Raw genomic sequence first — 21,502 nt, 5'->3', positions numbered from 1 at the left:
ACAAAAGGAGGGTGAATACGCGTTCTCTGTGGGAGCTGGCCTGCCAGCGAAGACGGCCTCGCGTCATGTACCGGCCCGGAAAACGCCTTCGCCGGCAAGCCGGCTCCCACAAGGTTTTGCGTCGCTCACAAAAGGAGGGTGAATACGCGTTCTCTGTGGGAGCTGGCCTGCCAGCGAAGATACCTTGGGCTGCCGGATCAACGGCGGTTTACCGCTCCAGGCATGGCCACTACCCACCCTGTGGCAGCACCCGGGCATTATTTCCCGAGCCTTCGATGTAAACGTTCATGCCTTTGCTCAGGGCCGGATTGATCGGCTGGGTGACCGATACCAGCACGCCACTCTTCACCCGCACGATGACCTGCTGCGCCGCTACCGGCTGGTCATACTTTTTCTTCTCTGCGTAATTGCCGCCCACCGCACCGGCGAGTGCACCGGCGACCATGGCGACGTCGCGCCCGGTGCCACTGCCGATCAGGCTGCCGATACCGAGGCCGCCAAGGCCTCCGAGGACAGCGCCGACGCCACTGTCGTGATTGGTCTGCATCTGCGTCAGCGATATCTGCTCGATCTTGCCCGAGCGAATCTCCATTTCACCGGCACCGCCCTCGTTCGATCCCACGGCGGAACAGGCACTGATCAAGACAGTCGCCAACGCGACCGTCAGCCAGGACAGGATTGCTTTCATAGCTGTGCACCTCGTCATTGGTATTTGATGGCAATGCCTTTGAGCTTGCGGCCCTGGATCGTATCGATGTCGCGGTTCCACAGAGGTCCGGTCACGTAGGCGGCAACGGGTTGGATCCGGTCATAAACCACCACCACCGCGTCTGCACCCAGCTTGGCGCCTTCTTCACGCAGTTTCTGTTCGACCTGGGTGATGGGAGGCGCCGGGTCGACGCTGGCATCGATCAGGATTTCGCCCAAACGCACGCTGGGGCGCGTCGGTTCCGTGCGTAATATCTGGACTTCGGCGGGCAGGGTCGGAGCAGGGTGCTCGACCCCGACGTAGGCGGTCGTCTGGGCATCCACCGTTGCGCAAGCGCTTAACGCAAGCGCGCTGGCGATGAGTGCCGCGGCGATTAAAGGTCTGTGCAGATGTGTGAGTCGAAGCAATGTATGGGAAGCCATGTCAGCTATTCCTCTATCGGGAAGAGATTCAACTGCGGATGAATGCCCAGAGATCGACGTTCAACTTGTCGATCGCCGCCTTGAAGTCCTGGGCGGTGATTTTCTGGGTTTCATTGGACAGTTGCTTGCCGAACACCTTGCGCACGACCCTGACCACGGTCTGGTTGTCTCTCGCGTCGACGAGCTCGGCCTCGATGTACAGCTCGGTGTCCTGATCGCGGTGACCGGTGGCCGCCTGTGTCGCCCCGACGACAGCGGCGACGGGCACCACTTCATACCATTTCATGCCTTCGTTGGAGGCGCTCACGCCGGTAATCGCGGCGCGCAGGATCAAGGTTTTCGAACCTTTTGGCGCGGCACTCGTGTGGTGGACCATCCGGTATTTCTGCCCCAGCGTCGCCTTGACCCTGTTGGACATGTAGTCCCGGATGTCATCGAGTGTCTGCTGGTTGACCCGCTCATTGGGTTGGGGCGCCGGATACAGTTCCAGTCGCTCGAACGCTACCGTGTCATAGGCATTGGGGTTCCACGACGGGCTCACCCAGCGCATCGCCGTGCCGCCGCTGGGCGTGGTGACCTCCTGCAGATTGTCGTAGTTGGACAGGTAGCCGGAGTATTGCGCCTGTTCAGTGACTTTGGAGGTGCAACCGCCGAGCAGAAGCCCGGCCACGGCGGCACCGACAAGCAGGTTTCGGGACAGACTCATGATGCTGTGATCTCCTCGGATGAAGTCGCTTTTGTGTGGCAAGACACTCAAAAGCGCCAGGTCATGTTTCCGGTCACGGCTTGAATCCAGGCGCTGTCGAATTGACCGGAAATTCGATTGCCCGAAACGTTTCTGGTCTGGTCCACCGGCATGTCGCCAATCCAGATCATGGCCCAGCTGAGGTTGACGTCGGTGTCCTTGTCCAGCGCATAGGTGGCTCCTGTCGCAAGGCGCCAGGATTCGGCCATCGGTACGGTCACGGTGCGGTTCCTGTCCGACACGGCACTGCTGTCGTAAGCCACGCCGACGTTCCACAACCATTGCTCGGTGGCCTGGTATTGCGCACCCAGGGACAGGTGCCAGGTGTCCTTGAAATGTGCGTCGACAGTGGTTGATCGGGCGCCGAGCGCCGTGGTGTCGACCTGCACCGCGATGTCGCCGAACTCTGACCAGTCCTGCCAGTTGACCGAAGCGAGCAAGGCCCATTGTCGGTCCAGTTGCTGGAACAGGCTCAGGGTGACGGTTTGCGGCACCTTCATGTCGAGTTCGGTCTTGGTGTTGTTGACGCGCTCGAGCAGTCGGCCATCGCCTTTCACATCCAGCCGGTCCTCGAAGTCCAGATCGACCTGGCTGGTGTAGGTCAGGCCAATGCGTGTGCCGGCTTGCGGGGCGTAGATCACGCCGACATTCGCACCGAAGCCCCAATCCTGGTCCTTGTACTTGAATTGGCCGTCGGTGCGGTCGGTAAAGCCGAATGGCGAGCGGTCAATCGCGGTCTGGGCTTGCAGCATGCCGTACATGGCCTTGACGCCCAGCCCCACCGACCATTGCTCGTTGAAGCGGTAAGCCACGCTGGGCACCAACGACAAACCACCCAGGCTGGCGTTCTGGGCGAAGTAGCGGCCTGACCAATCGTTGTCGTAATTGACCGCCAGGCCGAAATCGGCGTACTGGCCGAAGCCGACGCTCCAGTGGTCGTCCAGTTCATGGCTGATGAAAAAACTGCCGCCGGGGATCGGGTCGAGGGCATTGCCACTGCCGCTGCCCGGCACGTTGGTGTCTTCGTCGCGATCGAACTTGAGGTCGCCGTAAAGCACCTGCAAGCCCGCGGTGATCTGTGTTCCCGGCAAGTAACTCAGGCCCGCCGGATTACTGGCAATGGTCGAAGGGCCCTGGGCCCGGGCGGCGGCGCCGGCGTTGGCCAGGCCAGCGTTATCGGTGCCGATTTCGTAGAGCATGAGGCCGCCGGCCCAGGCTTGCTGGCTGCATAGGGCCAATAACGTAAAGGCAGGCATTGCTCCTGATCTGGTTTGCATGGATTAGATCCCGGCAAGTGTACATTTTCGAAATAAGGGTAATAGCGATCGTCGAGAAACTTTAATTGCATTGAACCAGTACGGCTCGATCACACATAAGTGGTAGTTCATATTCTCGATATTGGAAGGAACAACTTGTGAATAGCGCCATCCATGTTATTCAGAGTCGTGAAGTAGAGCGCCATAGCGCTTCACCCCGGGGCAGGATGAAGCGCAGCCCTTGTTGATTACTGTTGGGTGCCTGGCAGTAGTTCAAAGGTCGGAGTAAACGGGGTGATCGCCGCCATCAACAGTTCGAACGGTTTGCGATCGCCCTCGAAAGTGGCTTTGCCGGCTGCAACAAGTTGATCAAAGCTGGTTTTCCTGGCCATCACACCTTCAAGGTCAGCACGGTCAAGCGTGATGGTAAGGTCGGGTTTGCTGGCTTGCTGCCCCTTGATATTGGTCAACGTCGAGTTGCTCAACTCCACGACAAACTGCTCGCCGTTATCGGGTGTCTTGAGGTTGAAGATGAAGTGCTGGTTCGCGACTTTGCTGCCATCCAGGGCAATGCCCAGGTACTCCAGCCATAACTCGGTGCTCATGCCGCGGATCATGTCCGCACCACCCGTTTTTGGCGGCACACCCTTGGGCATGCCATGGCGCAGTTCATAGGCTGCCGAGAGGAAACTATTGCGCACGCCAGCACTTTCTTTCTGATAACCGACTTGCTCATAGACATCCGCGAGCAAGTCCTTGGCCTTGCTGTTCTGCGGTTCGGCATACACCAGCTTGTTGAGGATTTCATAGGCTTCGCGGTACTTGCCCTGATCGAACAAGGATTGACCCTTGGCCATGATCTTGTCGGCGCCGCCCATCATTTCCACATACAAGGGTGCCGAATCCTTTGGAGACAACGGCATCAGCGTCGCCGGATTGGCATCCCAGTAACCCAGGTAGCGGTTGATCACGGCGCGACTGTTGTGTTCTTCCGAGCCGTGGTAGCTATGGGTGGCCCAGTTGTTTTTCAGGCTTTCGGGCAGTTTATAGACGTTTTGAATCTCGTTGATGGTGACGCCCTGGTTGGCGGCATGCAGCACGGCGTTGTTCAGGTTGGCATAGGCATCGCGTTGCGCGCGCATCACATCCTGAATCCGCTCATTGCCCCAGCGTGGCCAACTGTGGGAGGCGAACATGACGTCTGCCGTCTGACCGTAGCGATACAGGGCATTGTTGATGTTCTTCGACCAGACCAGCGGGTCGCGGACGAGGGCGCCGCGCAGGGTATAGATGTTATGGATGGTGCCAGTGATGTTCTCGGCTGCCCAGAACGCCTTGAATTGTGGAAACCAGGTGTTCATCTCCGCAGGCGCTTCAGTGCCAGGCGTGCTCTGGAACTCCATCTCCACGCCGTCGATGGTCAGGGTCTCGAAATCTTTGGTAATAAAGCGATTAGGTTCGATCAGGCCCATGTTGCCACTGGAAGCGTTTTTACCAATGGCCATGTCGACATGACCATAGGGGCTGTGCGGCAACAGCAAACCATATTGCAAGAACGCCCGCCGGTTCATGGCGTTGCCGGCATAGACGTTTTCAGCCACGGCATGCTCCATGAAACCTTGCGGTGCAATCAGCGGGATCTTGCCGCTGCGGACATCGGCCTCGTCGACCACGCCACGGATTCCGCCAAAGTGATCGGCATGGGAGTGGGAGATCACCACCGCCACGACCGGGCGCTTGCCCAGTTTTTCGTTGATGAAGTCCAGGGCGGCCCTGGCGGTTTCCTTCGACAGCAGCGTGTCGAAGACAATCCAGCCGGTGTCGCCCTTGATGAAGGTGATATTGGCCAAGTCAAACCCGCGCACCTGGTAGATCTTGTCCGGAACGACTTCATAGAGACCATAGGCCGTGTTGAGCACCGCCTGACGCTGCAGCGACGGATTGATGCTGTCGTAATCCTTGCCTTCATTCAGGAAGTTGTAGCTGCCCATATTCCACGCGACGTTCCCGGCGTCGGCCATGATCTTCTTGTAGGGCGGTGCGGCGATGAAGCCTTTTTTCGCTTCTTCAAGGTCGCGCTTGTCTGCAAAGGGGAGTGTCTTGCGCACAGTGTTCTGCATGTCGACCGTGTAGGACGAAGGCGCCTTGCCCTTGCTGTCGAAGTGCACGTTTTGCGATGGAGCCGGATCGGAAGCTGCGCCGTTTGCATCGGCCGCGAAAACGCCAGGGCTGATGCCACCGCCAAGTGTGATCGCCAGTGCCAGATGGAGGGTCTTGTTGTACATGAAAGGTTCCTGCGCCAGATGAAGTGTCCAAGGGCGTCAAGGCAACGCGAGTGTTCTGCGTTCTCGGCTTGACCTGTCGAACCATGAATAGCATATTGAGTTAATTCCGAAAAATTCCGTTTTAAAGGCTTTCGATAACATAAAGGTTATGAAATGACGCCGAACCGTCTACGTCAGTTTTTGGCATTGATCGAGCACGCACACTTTGGCCGAGCGGCAAAGGCGCTGGGTGTTTCCCAGCCGGCGCTGAGCAAAAGCATCCAGTTGCTGGAGCGCGAACTCGGGGTCACGTTGTTCGATCGACGCACCGACGGTGTTGTATTGACTGCATTTGGTCATTTGCTTCGGGAGAAGAGTCAGCGCCTGTTGGTGGCAGAACAGGATCTGCGGCGTGACATTGCCTTGCTGGCGGGCGGGGATATCGGCGCACTGAAAGTCGCTTTCGGTCCTTACCCCAGTATCATCAGCGGCTACGCCAGCATCGCGCGGATGCATGCCCGGCATCCGCAAATCAAGGTGACGGCCCATGTGGCCGGGTGGCGGGAGGTGGCGCATCAGGTCACAACCGGCGTGGTGGATCTGGGCATCGCTGAAATCAGTACATTGCAAGGCCGGGAAGAACTCACCTGCGAGCTGTTGGGGGAACATGAAGGCCGCCTGTTCTGTCGCCCGGACCATCCGCTGCTGGCGCAAAACCGTCCCCTGACGCTGGCACAAACACTCGATTACCCCTGGGTGGCGTCGCGCATTCCCTTGCGATTGGCGACCCACTTGCTTCCGGCAACGCTGGGTTGCGCCGGTGCCTATGATGCGTTGACCGGAGACTTCGTACCGGCCATCGAAATTGATGTGCCCATGCAAATCGTGAAGTTCGTCGAGAACAGCAACGCCCTGGCGCTGGGGAATCTGTCGACGTTCGAGCGCGAATTGTCGGCGGGAGAAATCGCGCCGTTACCCGTTCAGGACCTCGCACTGCGTACCCGGTACGGCTTCATTTACCTCAAGGAACGTTCGCTGCCCCCCGCGGTAGAGGTGTTCATGAAAGAAGTGAGGGCAGTGGAGGCCGACGTTTGCCAGCGCGAAAGTCTGTTGGTCAAGATCATGGAGGCGTGAACGCCAGGGACAGATGACACTGTCAGCGTTTCTTCTATTTTTTTTCCTGATCGCCGGGTGGCAGGTGTGAAGTTTTCCAATGCGGATTTATTGAGGTACAGCCCATTTATTAATGAGCTATACCCAATGTTCCCCCATGCACTTCTTCCACTTTTGGAGGTTGTTATGAATACCCGCATCGTTCCACTCGCGCTACTCATTGCAGGTCTCTTCGGTTGCAGCACGGCTTCAAACCACTCAATGAATCTGCCTCTGGCGGCCACCCACCGCAATGCGGGCCAGACAGGCAACGCCACCCTGACAGCCGAAGGCAACCAAACCAATTTTGATTTCTATATCACGGGCGTTCCGACCGGAACCCTCCTGCCGCCGCGCATTTACACCTTCATCAACAAAGGCAGCTGTCAGCAACCCGGACCTGTCGCCTATGCGATGAACGATAAGGTCAATACAAAAAATGAAGCCGGGTCCAACGGTTGGAGCTTTTACCGTAATGCGCCTATCGCAACGTCAGAGTTGCTTTCCGGAAAGTATTCCATCGTCGTGCGTACATCACCCGAAGATGGCAGCGTCGATATTTTCTGCGGCGATGTCGCGCAGGCAAAGCGATGAAATGAGGTGATCCATGAAGGGGCGGCTTTGCGGCCGGCTCCTTGTAAATGCGCGTCTATACTCACCATCCGGTTAGTGGTAGGGCTGAATACTGGGTATGCATAGGACTGGAGCCAAATGCCATTGCGGTCAAAGCTCAACATATTTAAGGAAGCCGCACCCGTGACGGACGACCGTCAGTATTAAGGATGGGGCAGTTGAAGTTTTTGAGCCTTGAGAGATGAGAGCACGACGTATCCGAGATGGGTGGTTATGTGAATCAACTGGAAGAGGATCAAGTTCATGAAACTGAGAAAACTTGTACTGACGGGACTGGCGTTAAGCAGTCTTGCAGGTGCAGCCAGCCTGTCGACAGTGACTCAAGCGGCAGACAAGAAACCCAACATCCTGTTCATCATGGCCGATGACATCGGCTGGATGCAGCCGAGCATCTATCACCAGGGCCTGGCGGTGGGTGAAACGCCGAATATCGATCGCATCGCCCAGGAAGGCGCGAAATTCATGACCTACTACGCCGAGCAGAGTTGTACGGCGGGGCGCAATGCTTTTTTTACCGGGATGCACCCGCTGCGAACCGGCATGATCCCACCGCAATTGCCCGGCAGCCCTTCATGGCTGCGCCCTGGTACCCCGACACTGTCCAAGTTCCTGCTGGATCTGGGCTATAACACGGGCGAATTTGGCAAGAACCACCTGGGTGACAATTTTGAGGCACTGCCGACTTCCCACGGCTTCCAGGAATTCTGGGGCTACCTCTATCACCTCGATGCGATGCAGGGCGTGAGTTTTGTCGATATCAACAAGACGCCGCAGGTGCAGGGCATAGCACCGCCCTGCAAGACCTCTCCCATCAATGGGCTGCCGGATGTACCAGGCGCCATCGATCCGCGGGAAGGTACCTGCCTGACGCCACCTCGTCCGGTCATGTCCTGCGTCTCCAGCGACGGTACGCAGAAGAACACCACATGCAAGGACGAAGGGCCGCTGACGCTGGAACGCTCGAAGTCCGTGGATGAAGAAATCTCTGCCAAGGTCATCGACTTCCTCGACCGCAACGATCCGAAGAAGACCAACAAGCCCTTCTTCGTCTGGTACAACCCGGCGCGCATGCACATCACCACGGTGCTGCCACCCAAGTATGACGCCATGGTCGGTGAGCCCGGCGGAAAAGACTGGGGCACCAACGAAGCAGGCATGAAGCAACTGGACGACAATATTGGTTATGTCCTGAAGAAACTCGAGGACATGGGCCAACTGGACAACACCATAGTCGTCTTCACCACCGACAACGGTGCGGAAACCATTACCTTCCCCGACGGCGGTACAACCCCGTTCAAAGGCGGCAAGTTGACCACCTGGGAGGGTGGCATGCGCGCTCCGCTGGTCATCCGCTGGCCCGGGGTGATCAAGCCAGGCACTGTCCTGACCGACATCTTTGCCTCCCTCGACTGGGTGCCGACACTGGTCAGTATCGCTGGCGGCAAGAAGGGCAATGAGCTGAACGAGCAGATCATGGCGGGCAATTACCCCGGCATCGTCAAGACCAAGCTCGATGGCGTGGATCAGACGGACTACCTGACCGGCAAGTCCGACAAGTCGGCGCGCGACACCTTCTTCTACTACACCGGGTCACAACCTTCGGCGGTGCGCTACAAGAACTGGAAGATGTACTACACCATAGTGCCGGATACCGCGACGGGCGGGTTGTATGGCGCGACCACTTTCCACTGGACCCAACTGCTGAACCTCAAGCGCGACCCCTTTGAAACAACCGTTGGTGCCGACGCCAAGTCCATCTCGGGCTATGCCGGTGCCTTGGGCTCAGCGGGTAACGCCTATATCTACAACTGGAACATGCTGCCGATCGGACAGTTGCTCTGGGAGAAGGAGCTGATGTCGTACAAGGACTTCCCGCCTATGCAGGCGCCGGAAACCTACAACCTGGACGGCATCCTCAAAGCCATGCGGCAGAGTGGTCATAACGGACACGATTAACCTCGCGGCTGGTGAGCTGCCATAAAAAAAGGGCGCCCCAACAGGCGCCCGTTTTTTTCGGGAGAGCTTTCAGTCCTACTTCGCTACACCGTTGAGTAGCACCCCATAGGACTGCAGAAACTCCACCGTCCCGTGAAAGATCAGACCCACGCCCATCGCCGAAACGAAGAAACCGACGATGCGGGTCGCGGCATCGATGCCTTGCGGGCCAATCTTCTTGAGAATGTTGTTGGCGTAGGCCAACGAGAGGTAAGTGACCAGCATGGTGGCGCAGATCGCCAGCGCCACGACGGCGAAGGACAGTACGGCGCGGTCGGAGTCCTTGATGGTGCTCGTCAGGCCAATCACCGTGGCAATGGCGCCGGGGCCGAACATGATCGGCATGGCCATGGGGATGAAAGATACGTCCTCGTCGCCTTTGCCACCGCTTGGAATCAGGCTGCTGTCGGGCGAGGGCGCAAAAAGCTCGAACCCGATTCGCATCAGGATCACCCCGCCGACCACTCGAATCATACTCAGCGGAACTTCAAACAAACGCAGCAGCAGGTTGCCGAAGATCAAAAAGAAAAACATCAACAGCAATGCGTAAAGACAGGCTTTGCGTGCAACACGGCGCTGTTCGACAGAGTCTTTGCCCTGCAGCAGACCCAGGAATACCGGAATGGCCTCCAGTGGGTTGATGATTGCCAGCAGGGTAGTGAACATGCCGAAGAACAGGGTGAAGTAGGTGTTCATGGATGGTCTGCCCAAACGGGTGGTTGACCAAGTTACCTTAGCTGATCAGGAACAAATCACCTCAAACCACTGCCGCACTGTTCGGAACCTGTGTACCGATACCGCTGACCTCCGGCAGCAACGCCGAAGGTCGATTCGACGGCAGGATCACCTACTGGCGGACACCCAGTCCGCCGCGCGTTCGGCGATCATGATTGAAGCGGCGTTGGTGTTGCCGCCCACCAGCGTCGGCATGATCGAGGCATCCACCACCCGCAGCCCCTCGATGCCATGCACGCGCAATTGGCTGTCCACCACCGCACGCTCGTCGTTGCCCATCTTGCAGGTACCGACCGGGTGATAAATGGTGTCGGTACGCTGGCGCAACAGCTCGATCAGCTGTTCATCGCCGTACAAGCCGTCGCTGAACATATCCTTCAAGCCATAACGCGCCATCGGCGCTTGTTGAATGATGTTCCGGGTCATGCGGTAGCCCGTGAGCAGGGTCTCGACATCTTCGTCATGCCCGAGAATGTTCGGGTCGATGCGCGGTGGGGCGCTCGGGTCGTTTGATTGCAGGCCGACGCTGCCGGTGCTCTTGGGCCGTAACACGCAGACGTGGCAACTGAAGCCGTGACCCCAGTGCAGCTTGCGGTTGTGGTCGTCGATCATCGCGATCACCGAATGCAGCTGGATATCCGGGCGTGCAAGTTTGGCATCGGTTTTCAAGAAGCCGCCACCTTCGGCGAAGTTGCTCACAAAAGGGCCGCGCCGATGACGGGCATAGTCGATCAATGCCTTGCCCATCTTCACACTGCCGCGCAGTGAGACACCCATCAATGACGTATCCTGGCTCCTGTAGCTGAGCACGACATCCGGATGGTCCTGCAGGTTTTGCCCGACACCGGGCAGTTCGTGCTGCACCGTGATGCCTTGGGGCTTGAGTTCCTCTTGCGGGCCAATCCCCGAGAGCATCAGCAATTGTGGGCTGCCGAAACAACCGGCACTCAGCAGGACCTCCCGGCGTGCTTTGATGGTCTGGCGATTGCCCTTGAGGCGCAGCTCGACACCGACGGCTTTTTTGCCTTCGAGCACAATGCGTTCGGCCGCGGCCGACGTCAGCACCGTGAGGTTCTTGCGCAGGTGTCGAACCGGTTTGAGGAACGCGGTGGCCGTGCTCCAGCGCCGACCGTCGCGGATCGTCACATCGAACTGGCCAACGCCTTCCTGGTCGACGCCATTGAAGTCGGGATTGTGGCGGTGTCCGGCCATCTGTCCCGCCTCGATGAAAGCTTGCGTGACGGGATGCATCGGGTTCCTGCCGACATAGAGTTCGCCTTGCGCCCCGTGGTAGTCGCATGCGCCGCGGTGGCTCATTTCACTCTTGCGAAAGTACGGCAGTACCTCGGCGAACGACCAGCCGGGATTGCCCAGCGCCTGCCAATCGTCGAAGTCACTGTGGTGGCCGCGGATATACACCATGCCGTTGATCGAGCTGCTTCCGCCCAGTACCTTGCCGCGTGGCTGGTAGCCGCGACGGCCGTTCAAGCCGGGCTGCGGTACTGTGTGAAATGCCCAGTTGACGTGTCGGCTCGGCAGGATCGCCGCGACGCCCACCGGGGCATGGATCAATGGCGAGCGGTCTTCCGGACCGGCCTCCAGCAAACATACCGTGATATCGGGATTTGCACTCAAGCGGTTGGCCAGGACACAGCCGGCTGAACCGGCACCAATGATTACGTAGTCGAATTCCATCACACAATGATCCCGAGCGAGCGAACAGGGGCTGCTTCACCAGGAAGCAACAAAGGTACCTGGGACCGATTGTTGGCTGAAGGCGTTAGAAAATTATTGACCTCTCATGCCAATTATTTGATCTTTGACGACATGACTACATTGATCAGAACAAGCTCCTTGACCGGATTCCGTGAGGTGGCAAGCCAGCTTGGCGGGCAAGCCGACCTCATGCTCGAGCGCTTCCGCATCCATCCGGACGTGCTGATGGACGAGGAAGCACGGATACCGTTGCGTTCGCTGGTCGGGCTGCTGGAGTTTGCCGCCCGAGAGCTCGATTGCCCTGATTTCGGCCTGCGCATGGCCGAATACCAGGACTTGCACGTCTTGGGGCCGATTGCGGTCATCGCTCGAACGTGCGCAACGGCGGGGGAGGCGCTGGAGCAAATCATCCGTTTTATCGGCTACCACAGCCCGGGCATCCAGCTTGATCTGGACCTGAGCGAGAACCACGCGCCGCGCCTGTTGATCGACATCCGCCTGTCCGGACCGACCCCGCGACGGCAAATGGTGGAGCTGGCAATGGGGGTGGCGCATAACGGCATGAAGTTGCTGTATGGCGACAACTTCGTTGCCCAGGCGGTTCTGTTTTCCGCCAATCACTCAGTGGCTCAGGCACGGTACCGGCGCTATTTCAAAACCGCGGTGTGCACCGGGCAATCCTGCAACGCCCTGGTACTTCGTGACGAACAACTCAATCAGCGGATTGAACAGCAGGCCCCCTACCTGCATCGCGCACTGGAGCAGTATTTCCAGCAGTTCGACTTGCAAGCGACGTCGGATGTTGTCAGTCAGGTCGAGCGCCTGGTGTTGCGCATGATGCCGATACAGCGTTGCCGTTTGCCATTGATTGCCGAACAACTGGGCATGCACGTGCGTATGTTGCAGCGAAGGCTGGCCGAGCAGGGGAGAAGCTTCGATGAAATAGTCGAGAGCTTGCGGCGTGACCGTGCCGACCACTATCTGGCAGAGCGGCACATGCCGATGTCCCAGGTTGCCGGTCTGCTCGGCTATAGCGAACAAAGCGTGTTCAATCGCGCTTGCCAGCGCTGGTTTTCCATGTCGCCGGGAGCCAGGCGTCGTCAGTTGTTCGAATGAAGCTTTATCGATCTTCGCGCGGATCCTGCTGGCTGGAGAAATCTCAACCGTCACCGCTATTGCGAATCACAGCCTTCAGCCAGCGCCGCAGCCGCAAGACTTTGGGAGACATCTCATTGCCATTGAGACACAGCAGGCGGTAAGCCGACACGCGCTCCAGCTTCTCCTTGAAAGGCAGGACCAATTGGCCTGTCTTCAGGTGCTTTTCGATCAGCCCCAGCGGAGCCATCATCAATCCGTGTCCGTCGATGGCCGCCTGCAGGCCATCACTCAGGCTTTCAAAAAGCAGCTCACGCTGTGGCGGGATATCCATGCGTCCGGCGGCTTGATTCCAAAGTGTCCAGACGCCAGGCGCCTGGGCTAGCGCAATGCGAGGGATACTTTCGATGCGCTCCCCGGCAACGAGTCTTGCCGCTATTTGCGGTGCACAGACAGGCGCACCGGATACATCCGCCAGTTTTTCCGAAAATACGTTGAATCGGGTTTGCGTGGTATGGCGAATGGCGATGTCCAGCTCGCGGGCTTCCAGATCGGCCACTCTGGATGAAAACTCCATATGCACGGTGATATCCGGGTTCTCACGTTCGAACTGCGCCATGCCCGCACTCAGGTAGGTCGCCGCGAAACTGGGCGCCACACTGATGCGTAAAGGGTTGGTATCACTGGCTTGCTTGACCGCCTGAAGCCCGATAGAGATCTCCGCCAACCCCCGGCTGACGTGCAGCTGGAGCTTGCGACCGCTTTCGGTCAATTCGATTTGCCGATTGCGTCGAACAAAAAGCGCCACACCCAATACGCCTTCCAGCCTTCGAACCTGGTGACTGATTGCCGAAGGCGTCAGGTGCAGGAACGTCGCGGCCTCTTGAAAGGAGCCCAGCCGCGCAGCGGCTTCAAAAGCATTGAGCGCAGGCAGTTGTCGCACGCTTTCTGCCGGGATGAGGATCTTCTTTTCACGTGACATTTTGTCATCCAAGTAAAACCAATGTCGTTTGTCGAGCTCACGACCCCGCTCGTACTGTTGTTCACGAGATCGATGATCCGAGGCGCACCTATGCGCCCCGGAACACGCCACGACCAATACCACGAGCGGGGTAAAAACATGAATTCATTTCTGTTGCAAAGGCCGTTGGAAGTGCCTGTCGGGTCCTTCGCCGGGTTATTCCTGGAGCGAATCCAACGCTACGCAGACAACCCTGCGCTGATCGACGGGCTGAGCGGTGAACAACTGACCTATGCCGAACTGTCCCGGCATGTGCGTGTGCTTGCCGGCAACCTGATAGAGCGCGGTCTGGAGCCAGGGGAGGTCACCGCCATCATCGCGCCGAACAGCATCTGGTTCCCGGTGGCTCTGTACGGTATAGCCTTCGCCGGCGGCGTGTACTCCACACTCAATCCCATGTCCTCGCCGGAGGACGTGCGAGAACTCCTCAAGCTGGTGGGGGCCACGCGTGTGATCGTCACCCCGCAAGTCTTCGAACGGCTGCGTGACACCTTGATCACATTGGAGTTGAAAGAAATTATCGTGCTGGGTGAGTCTGCGGGCCTCACGCCGTTTGCCTCGTTGCTGGTGGGCAAGCCTCTGGCCGAAGAGCGCTGCCGTGATCTGCAAAAGGACCTGTTGGCCCTGATGTTCTCCAGTGGCACCAGCGGCTTCCCCAAGGCGGTGATGCTCAGCAATCGCAACTACGTCGCGGCGACCGAGCAGGTGACCGCCGCCCAGGTTTTCCGCAAGTCCGACACCATCCTGGCGGCGCTGCCGTTCTTCCATATCTATGGACAGACCAGCTTCATAGGCTCGGCGCTTTCTCAGGGCGCGCGCTTGATCGTATTGCCAGCTCTCGACCTGGAAGTGACTTTGCGCGTGATTCAGGATTACAAAATCACTGTCGCTCCGGTCGTTGCGCCCGTTGTGTTGCAGTTTGCCAAGCATCCTTTGGTCGATCACTTCGACCTGTCGAGCCTGCGCCTGGCCATCTCCGGTGCCTCGCCCATCAGTGCTGACCTGCTGAAGAGCGCCGCCGATCGATTGAAAGTACCGGTGCTCAACGGCTGGGGCCTTACCGAATCCACCACCACCGGCGCTGTTTCCGAGCCGGGCATGCCGAAAGAGGCCGAAGGTTCGGTCGGCCGGGTGATGCATGGCATTGAGGTGCGGGTCGTGGAAATCGGCGGCAGCCAGGACGTGGCGCCAGGTGCGGATGGCGAGCTGCTGATACGCGGTCCCAATGTGATGCTCGGCTACTTCAACAATCCGGCGGCAACCGCCGAAACGATCGATGCGCAGGGCTGGCTGCGAACCGGAGATGTAGGCCGGATCGATGAACACGGCAATCTGCGAATCATCGACCGCGCCAAAGAGTTCATCAAGTTCAAAGGCTTCCAGATCAGCCCGGTCGAACTCGAAAGTGTGTTGTTGATGCACCCCGCGGTGGCGGATGCCGGCGTCGTGCCCAGCCCTGACACCGAATCCGGTGAAGTGCCCAAAGCCTTCGTTGTGCTGCGCTCACCTGTGACCGAAGCCGAACTGATCGACTTCGTCGCACAGCGTGTAACCCCCTACAAGAAACTGCGCGACATCGAGTTCATCGACGCCATTCCGAAGAACCCGGCAGGGAAAATCCTGCGGCGGATCCTGGTACTGCGCGAGCGCGAAAAACGCGAAACCCATGCCGCGTCCGGCGACCGCCTTGAGGATCGGGTCGTAGTCACGCGCCACGGTAATGTGCTGTCGATCTGCCTGGACCGTCCGCGCAAGATGAATGCCTTCGACCGCGACATGTTCATCGGCCTGGCCAAGGCCATGGCGATCTACGAAGACGATCCAAGCCTGCGTTGTGCGGTGTTGCATGCCAATGGCCTGGTCTTCACTTCGGGCATGGACATCGTCAGCACTGCGCCTCTCGCCGCGCGGGGAGAGTTGCGTATCGGCGATCCATCGCTGGTGGATATGCTCGAAATCGACCCGGCCGTTCGCCGCCGAAGCAAACCGGTGGTTCTCGCCGTTCATGGTAAGTGCATGAACCTGGGGGTGGAGCTGGCGGCAGCGGCGGACATTGTTATCGCCGCGCAAGAGGTCACGTTCATTCAGCGCGAGGTGGCAGTCGGGTTGTTCCCGTTCGGGGGGGCCACCGTGTTCTTGCCGGCAAAAATCGGTCTCGGTAACGCGCTTCGCTACATCCTGACGGCGGAGGAGTTCGATGCTCAGTCCGCTTGCCGGATGGGGCTGGTGCAAGAAGTCGTACCGCAGAGCCAGCTGATGACGCGCGCTTTCGAATTCGCACGGCTGATTGCGCAGAACTCACCGTCCGGGGTTAAAGCAGCGCTTGCGTCGGTGCGCCTGGCCCGTGAAAAAGGCCCCGAGGCGGCGCTTGCAACACTGCTCAGTGAAGTCGCCCGGTTGACCGGCGCAGAAGACTTCAAGGAAGGCGCAGCAGCCTTCCTGGAAAAACGAGCGCCGAACTTCAAGGACGCGTGAGCGCCACACCGGATGCATTGAATCCTTTGCAATAGAAGGGGGGCGGCTGCGCGACAAGCGTAGCCAAACCCATTTGCCGCCTTTCAATCACTACACAAGGAACTCGGCATGAGTGCCCTGAACATTGCCCAGCCCATCGTTCCCCCCGCCATGCAATCCTGCTTCGAGCACCAACGCGCCGCCTACCTCGCCACGCCCGAGCGCAGCTATGCCCAGCGCGTGGAAGACCTCAAGAAATTGGCGCGGATGCTGAAAGACAACCGCCAGGCACTGATCGAAGCGATCAACCAGGACTACGGCAACCGCTCCACCTTCGAGACGCTGTTCGCCGAGTTTTTCGTCGTGCTGGGAGATATCAAGTCCACCATCAAGCACCTGAAGAAGTGGATGAAACCGCAGAAGCGCCACATCGATCTGATGGTCTACCCCACCTCCAGTAACCGTGTCATTCCCCAGCCGCTGGGCGTGGTCGGCGTGATCGTACCCTGGAACTTTCCGCTGCTGCTGTCGTTCGGGCCACTCACCGCCATCTTCGCCGCCGGCAACCGGGCGATGGTCAAGATGTCGGAAAACTCGAACAATCTGACGCGTCTTCTGATGTCCATCTCACCGAAATATTTCCAGCCGCAACAGCTTCAGTTCTTCGAAGACAGCGGCGCCAATGGCTCGGTGGGCCCGGCTTTTTCCTCGATCTCCTTCGACCATCTCTTCTTCACGGGCTCGGGTCAGACCGGCCGCGCCGTGATGGCGAATGCTGCGCGCAACCTGACCCCGGTGACGCTGGAGTTGGGCGGAAAATCACCCGCCGTGGTCGCGCCGGATTTCCCGATGACCCTGGCCGTCGATCGCATCATGTGGAGCAAGGCCTTCAACGCGGGCCAGATCTGCACCAACGTCGACTATGTCTTCATTCCCGCCGGCTCCGAGGCGGACTTCGAGCGCGAAGCCCAGCGGGTCATAGCCGAGCGCTACCCCGATATCAATCATGCCGATTACACCTCCATGATCGACCAGCGCGCCTATGACCGCATGCAGGCCACGCTGGATGATGCTGTGGCCAAGGGCGCGCGCGTGGTCAATCTTTTCCCCGAGCAGACGCCGGACAAGACCCTGCGCAAGTTCCCGCTGACCCTGGTGTTCGACGTCAGCGACGACATGGTCATCATGCAGCGCGAGATCTTCGGCCCGCTGCTGCCGGTCAAGACCTACACCACTCGCGAAGAAGTGGCCGGTTATGTCAACCAGCACGACAGGCCACTGGCGCTGTATCCCTTCACCAGGGACCGCGCCCTGCAGGACTACTACGTGTCCCACATCATGTCGGGCGGCGTATGCATCAACACCGCGCTGCTGCACGTGTCTCAGCACGACATGCCCTTCGGCGGCGTCGGCGCCAGCGGTATGGGCCATTACCACGGTTACGAAGGCTTTCAGACCTTTTCCAAAATGCGCCCCGTCTATCGTCAGGGCTTCTTCGCGGCCACCAGGATGATGCTGCCGCCCTACGACAAAGGACCGCTCAAGCCCAACAAACTGATCGAACTGATCATCAAGTTGAAGGGCTGAAGCCCTGTGTACCTGACTGTTGCATAACGTCTTCAAAGGAGTTTTCCATGCCCCTCTATGAATGCCAGACCGTCAAGGGAACGCTCAGCGAGCGTCAACGCCAATCGCTGGCCGAGTCCATCACATCCATTCACACCCAGGAGACGGGCGCGCCGGCCAGCTATGTGCACGTGCTGTTCAAGGAGCTTGAAGCGGGAAGCGCATTCACCGCCGGCCAAGTCGCGACCCCCGCGATAATTCGCGGCCAGATACGTGCAGGACGACCACAAGCGACGCGCCACGCCATCCTGCGCGCAATCACCGACGTTTACATGGCAGTCACCGGGGCCGATGCGAATGCAGTGGTGGTGGCAGTGGTCGACATTCCCGCTTCATGGGCCATGGAAGGCGGTCATATTTTCCCGGAACCGGAACAGCCCCCTGAAGTGGCCTGACACGCTTCGCTGCGACGAAAACATTTGCGCATTTTTTGACGGCCGATAATTTTGCGACCGTCGTAGGCGCCCCTTACAAAAAAAAGGAATCACCCATCATGTCCAACGAAAACCCCCTGTTGATCACGCGCCACGGCGCCGTTATGTCCATCAGCATCAATGACGCACCGATCAACCGAATGAGCTTCGCTTTCATCGACGCTCTGGAAGCGGCGGTTGAAGAGGCCGCCACCGATTCAAGTGTACGTGCCCTGCTTTTCACGGGTGAAGGCGAGGCCAATTTCTCCGTTGGCATGGACCTCAAGGAGGCGATGCGCGAGGTTCCAGCCCGCGGTGGTTGGGACACCGTGCTTGACCAGCGCCTACGTGTTCTGGCGCGCATCGAGTCCCTGGGCAAGCCGTCGATTGCCACTATGTTCGGCTACTGCCTGGGCGGCGGGCTCGAATTGCCCCTGGCCTGCCATTTCCGTCTTGCCGCCGATACGGGCACGCAGATAGGTCTGCCCGAGATGGATCTGGGAACCGTGCCGGCATGGGGCGGTTCGGTGCGCCTGACTCGCTGCATTGGTCGTGACAACGCGCTCGATATGGTGTTGCGTGCCCGCAGGATTGACGGTCACGAGGCCTTGCGCATGGGGCTGGTGCGTTCCGTTCATCCCGTCGCCGAACTCAAGGCAGCAGCGATGGCGCTGGCGCAGGAACTGGCTGAGAAGGCGCCACTGGCCGTGGACGGTGTACTGCGCTGTATCGTAGGCGCCGACGAGAGGACACTGGACGAAGGACTGCGTGTAGAGCGCAAGGCTTTCCTGCGCTGCGCGGCGAGCAAGGATCAGGCTGAAGGTGCACGCGCCTTCTTCGAAAAGCGCAAGCCGGTATTTACGGGGAATTGACCATATGAGGGGTGGCCACTCCCGGTCACCCCCTGTTGCTGCTCATTTCGATCATTAAGTTGTCAGTTACGGTCATTGAGCAGCCGCGTCGCGACTCTTAGTCTGTCGAACATGACTGATGGGGGCCGTAGAGCTCCTGCACTTTCCGTGATCGAACGATGTGGAGTTACCGATGACCGCCGCTCAATACCCGCACCTGTTGGCTCCGCTGGACCTGGGTTTCACCACGCTGCGCAATCGCACCCTGATGGGTTCGATGCACACGGGCCTTGAGGAGAAACCGGGTGGTTTCGAACGCATGGCGGCGTACTTTGCCGAACGTGCCCGTGGTGGTGTCGGCCTGATGGTCACCGGCGGTATCGGCCCGAACGACGAAGGTGGCGTGTATTCCGGTGCGGCCAAGCTGACGACCGAAGAAGAGGCGCTCAAGCACCGTATCGTCACCCGTGCCGTTCATGACGCGGGCGGTAAAATCTGCATGCAGATCCTCCACGCCGGTCGTTATGCCTACAGCCCGAAACAGGTTGCACCCAGCGCCATTCAAGCGCCGATCAACCCGTTCAAGCCCAAGGAGCTGGACGAGGAAGGCATCGAGAAGCAGATCAGCGATTTCGTCACCTGCTCGGTACTGGCGCAAACCGCCGAGTACGACGGTGTGGAAATCATGGGCTCCGAAGGTTATTTCATTAACCAGTTCCTCGCCGCCCACACCAACCACCGTACCGACCGCTGGGGTGGCAGCTATGAAAACCGCATGCGCCTGCCGGTGGAAATCGTTCGCCGCGTGCGTGAAGCGGTCGGCCCGAACTTCATCATCATTTTCCGTCTGTCGATGCTCGACCTGGTCGAAGGCGGCAGCACTTGGGAAGAGATCGTTCAACTGGCCAAGGCCATCGAGCAGGCCGGCGCGACCATCATCAACACCGGTATCGGCTGGCACGAAGCGCGGATTCCGACCATCGCCACCAAAGTGCCGCGTGCGGCGTTCAGCAAGGTCACGGCCAAGCTACGTGGTTCGGTGAATATTCCGCTGATCACCACCAATCGCATCAACACGCCGGAAGTCGCCGAGCAAATCCTGGCCGAGGGCGATGCTGACATGGTGTCCATGGCGCGGCCATTCCTCGCCGATCCGGATTTCGTCAACAAGGCCGCTGAAGGTCGTGCCGATGAAATCAACACCTGCATCGGCTGCAACCAGGCCTGCCTCGATCACACCTTCGGCGGCAAGCTGACCAGTTGCCTGGTCAACCCGCGTGCCTGCCACGAAACCGAACTCAATTACCTGCCCGTGCAGCAACCGAAAAAAATCGCCGTGGTCGGTGCCGGCCCTGCCGGTTTGTCCGCCGCGACCGTGGCGGCCGAGCGTGGCCATCAGGTGACGCTGTTCGATTCGGCCAGCGAAATCGGCGGTCAGTTCAACATCGCCAAGCGCGTTCCGGGCAAGGAAGAGTTCTTTGAGACTATTCGCTACTTCAACCGCAAGCTGCAGACCACCAATGTCGAGGTGTGCCTGAACACCCGCGTCGACGCGGCACAGCTGGTCGAAGGCGGCTACGACGAGATCATCCTGGCCACCGGCATTGCGCCGCGCGTGCCGGCCATTCCTGGCGTGGAAAACGCCAAGGTGCTGAGCTACCTGGATGTGATCCTGGAGCGCAAACCGGTCGGCAAGCGTGTTGCGGTGATTGGTGCCGGTGGTATTGGTTTCGACGTTTCCGAGTTCCTCGTTCATGAAGGTGTCGCCACCAGTCAGGATCGCGCCGCGTTCTGGAAGGAGTGGGGCATCGATACGCACCTTGAGGCACGCGGTGGTGTCGCCGGTATCAAGGCCGCACCTCATGCGCCGGCCCGCGAGGTGTTCCTGCTGCAACGCAAGAAGTCCAAGGTCGGCGACGGCCTGGGCAAGACCACCGGCTGGATCCATCGCACGGGTCTGAAGAACAAGCAGGTGCAGATGCTCAACAGCGTTGAATACCTGAAGATCGACGACGAAGGTCTGCACATCCGCATCGGCGAAACCGGCGAGCCGCAGGTGCTGCCAGTGGACAACATCGTGATTTGCGCCGGGCAGGACCCGCTGCGTGAATTGCATGAAAGCCTGGTGGCGGCGGGGCAGAGCGTGCACCTGATCGGTGGCGCGGACGTCGCGGCAGAGCTGGATGCCAAGCGGGCGATCAATCAGGGTTCGCGGTTGGCGGCGCAGTTGTAACAGACAGGTCTGTGGCGAGGGAGCTTGCTCCCGCTGGGCCGCGAAGCGGCCCCAAATCGGTAGGTCCGGTACATCAGAAGTATCGAGTGTTCCGGGTTTGCGCCTGCTGCGCAGGCGAGCGGGAGCAAGCTCCCTCGCCACAAACCAGGTGATAACATGCCGGCTCTTCACCCAGAGCCGGC

The 21,502-nt window shown here is 59.2% G+C and carries 17 protein-coding genes; 9 read left to right on the top strand and 8 right to left on the bottom strand.

Annotated features, from left to right (window positions below; translation table 11 throughout):
* Window positions 1-229: 229 nt before the first annotated feature.
* The 5 genes from KW838_RS05015 to KW838_RS04995 all read right to left on the bottom strand — a co-directional run bounded on the left by KW838_RS05015 (window position 230) and on the right by KW838_RS04995 (window position 5,417).
* Entirely contained in the window at window positions 230-688 is a 459-nt protein-coding gene (locus tag KW838_RS05015; RefSeq protein ID WP_102700620.1) for a glycine zipper 2TM domain-containing protein, read from the bottom strand.
* Window positions 689-702: 14 nt separating this feature from the next.
* Window positions 703-1,131 carry a hypothetical protein gene (locus KW838_RS05010; protein WP_102700621.1) on the bottom strand — a complete coding sequence of 143 codons (429 nt, stop codon included), beginning with the start codon at window positions 1,129-1,131 and terminating at the stop codon, window positions 703-705.
* Window positions 1,132-1,159: 28 nt separating this feature from the next.
* Window positions 1,160-1,837 carry a DUF3313 domain-containing protein gene (locus KW838_RS05005; protein WP_218500576.1) on the bottom strand — a complete coding sequence of 226 codons (678 nt, stop codon included), beginning with the start codon at window positions 1,835-1,837 and terminating at the stop codon, window positions 1,160-1,162.
* Window positions 1,838-1,884: 47 nt separating this feature from the next.
* The gene (locus KW838_RS05000; protein WP_218500575.1) at window positions 1,885-3,153 is read right to left on the bottom strand and encodes an OmpP1/FadL family transporter; all 1,269 of its coding nucleotides are present in this window, start codon (window positions 3,151-3,153) and stop codon (window positions 1,885-1,887) included.
* 227 nt (window positions 3,154-3,380) lie between these two features.
* Window positions 3,381-5,417: an alkyl/aryl-sulfatase gene (locus KW838_RS04995; RefSeq protein ID WP_102700624.1), complete on the bottom strand. Its 2,037-nt coding sequence runs from the start codon at window positions 5,415-5,417 to the stop codon at window positions 3,381-3,383.
* A 153-nt stretch (window positions 5,418-5,570) separates the two neighbouring features.
* On the opposite strand from KW838_RS04995, the gene KW838_RS04990 reads away from it, so the two are divergent.
* The 3 genes from KW838_RS04990 to KW838_RS04980 all read left to right on the top strand — a co-directional run bounded on the left by KW838_RS04990 (window position 5,571) and on the right by KW838_RS04980 (window position 9,137).
* Entirely contained in the window at window positions 5,571-6,530 is a 960-nt protein-coding gene (locus KW838_RS04990) for a LysR family transcriptional regulator (protein ID WP_218500574.1), read from the top strand.
* A 165-nt stretch (window positions 6,531-6,695) separates the two neighbouring features.
* Window positions 6,696-7,142, top strand: coding sequence for a hypothetical protein (locus KW838_RS04985; protein ID WP_102700626.1), 447 nt, complete (start codon window positions 6,696-6,698; stop codon window positions 7,140-7,142).
* Between the two features lie 282 nt (window positions 7,143-7,424).
* Window positions 7,425-9,137: an arylsulfatase gene (locus tag KW838_RS04980; protein WP_218500573.1), complete on the top strand. Its 1,713-nt coding sequence runs from the start codon at window positions 7,425-7,427 to the stop codon at window positions 9,135-9,137.
* Window positions 9,138-9,212: 75 nt separating this feature from the next.
* Here the strand turns inward: KW838_RS04980 and KW838_RS04975 are convergent, their stop codons facing one another.
* Together KW838_RS04975 and KW838_RS04970 are read right to left on the bottom strand one after the other, a co-directional pair.
* Window positions 9,213-9,872 (bottom strand): MarC family protein, encoded by a 660-nt coding sequence (locus tag KW838_RS04975; RefSeq protein ID WP_102700627.1) that lies wholly within the window; start codon window positions 9,870-9,872, stop codon window positions 9,213-9,215.
* A 147-nt stretch (window positions 9,873-10,019) separates the two neighbouring features.
* On the bottom strand, window positions 10,020-11,606 hold the full coding sequence (locus KW838_RS04970) for a GMC family oxidoreductase (RefSeq protein ID WP_218500572.1): 1,587 nt from the start codon (window positions 11,604-11,606) through the stop codon (window positions 10,020-10,022).
* A gap of 159 nt (window positions 11,607-11,765) precedes the next feature.
* On the opposite strand from KW838_RS04970, the gene KW838_RS04965 reads away from it, so the two are divergent.
* Window positions 11,766-12,743 carry an AraC family transcriptional regulator gene (locus KW838_RS04965; RefSeq protein WP_256358715.1) on the top strand — a complete coding sequence of 326 codons (978 nt, stop codon included), beginning with the start codon at window positions 11,766-11,768 and terminating at the stop codon, window positions 12,741-12,743.
* Between the two features lie 43 nt (window positions 12,744-12,786).
* Here the strand turns inward: KW838_RS04965 and KW838_RS04960 are convergent, their stop codons facing one another.
* Window positions 12,787-13,716: a LysR substrate-binding domain-containing protein gene (locus KW838_RS04960; protein WP_256358714.1), complete on the bottom strand. Its 930-nt coding sequence runs from the start codon at window positions 13,714-13,716 to the stop codon at window positions 12,787-12,789.
* A gap of 126 nt (window positions 13,717-13,842) precedes the next feature.
* On the opposite strand from KW838_RS04960, the gene KW838_RS04955 reads away from it, so the two are divergent.
* The 5 genes from KW838_RS04955 (at window position 13,843) to KW838_RS04935 (ending at window position 21,320) form a co-directional block, all read left to right on the top strand.
* Window positions 13,843-16,218: a crotonase/enoyl-CoA hydratase family protein gene (locus tag KW838_RS04955; RefSeq protein ID WP_218500571.1), complete on the top strand. Its 2,376-nt coding sequence runs from the start codon at window positions 13,843-13,845 to the stop codon at window positions 16,216-16,218.
* A 108-nt stretch (window positions 16,219-16,326) separates the two neighbouring features.
* Window positions 16,327-17,784: a coniferyl aldehyde dehydrogenase gene (locus KW838_RS04950; protein ID WP_218500570.1), complete on the top strand. Its 1,458-nt coding sequence runs from the start codon at window positions 16,327-16,329 to the stop codon at window positions 17,782-17,784.
* Between the two features lie 47 nt (window positions 17,785-17,831).
* The gene (locus tag KW838_RS04945) at window positions 17,832-18,218 is read left to right on the top strand and encodes a tautomerase family protein (protein WP_102675597.1); all 387 of its coding nucleotides are present in this window, start codon (window positions 17,832-17,834) and stop codon (window positions 18,216-18,218) included.
* 98 nt (window positions 18,219-18,316) lie between these two features.
* Window positions 18,317-19,108, top strand: a complete 792-nt coding sequence (locus KW838_RS04940; protein WP_218500569.1) for an enoyl-CoA hydratase/isomerase family protein — start codon at window positions 18,317-18,319, stop codon at window positions 19,106-19,108.
* Window positions 19,109-19,280: 172 nt separating this feature from the next.
* A complete protein-coding gene (locus tag KW838_RS04935) occupies window positions 19,281-21,320 on the top strand; it encodes an FAD-dependent oxidoreductase (RefSeq protein WP_102700634.1) in 2,040 nt (679 codons plus the stop codon).
* The last annotated feature ends 182 nt before the right edge of the window (window positions 21,321-21,502 follow it).

This window comes from Pseudomonas sp. PDM27 (assembly GCF_019219205.1).
In the GTDB taxonomy this organism is placed as follows: Bacteria; Pseudomonadota; Gammaproteobacteria; order Pseudomonadales; family Pseudomonadaceae; genus Aquipseudomonas; species Aquipseudomonas laurylsulfatiphila.
Note: the sequence above shows the minus strand (reverse complement) of the source record. Positions and strands in the feature narration are given on the sequence as shown.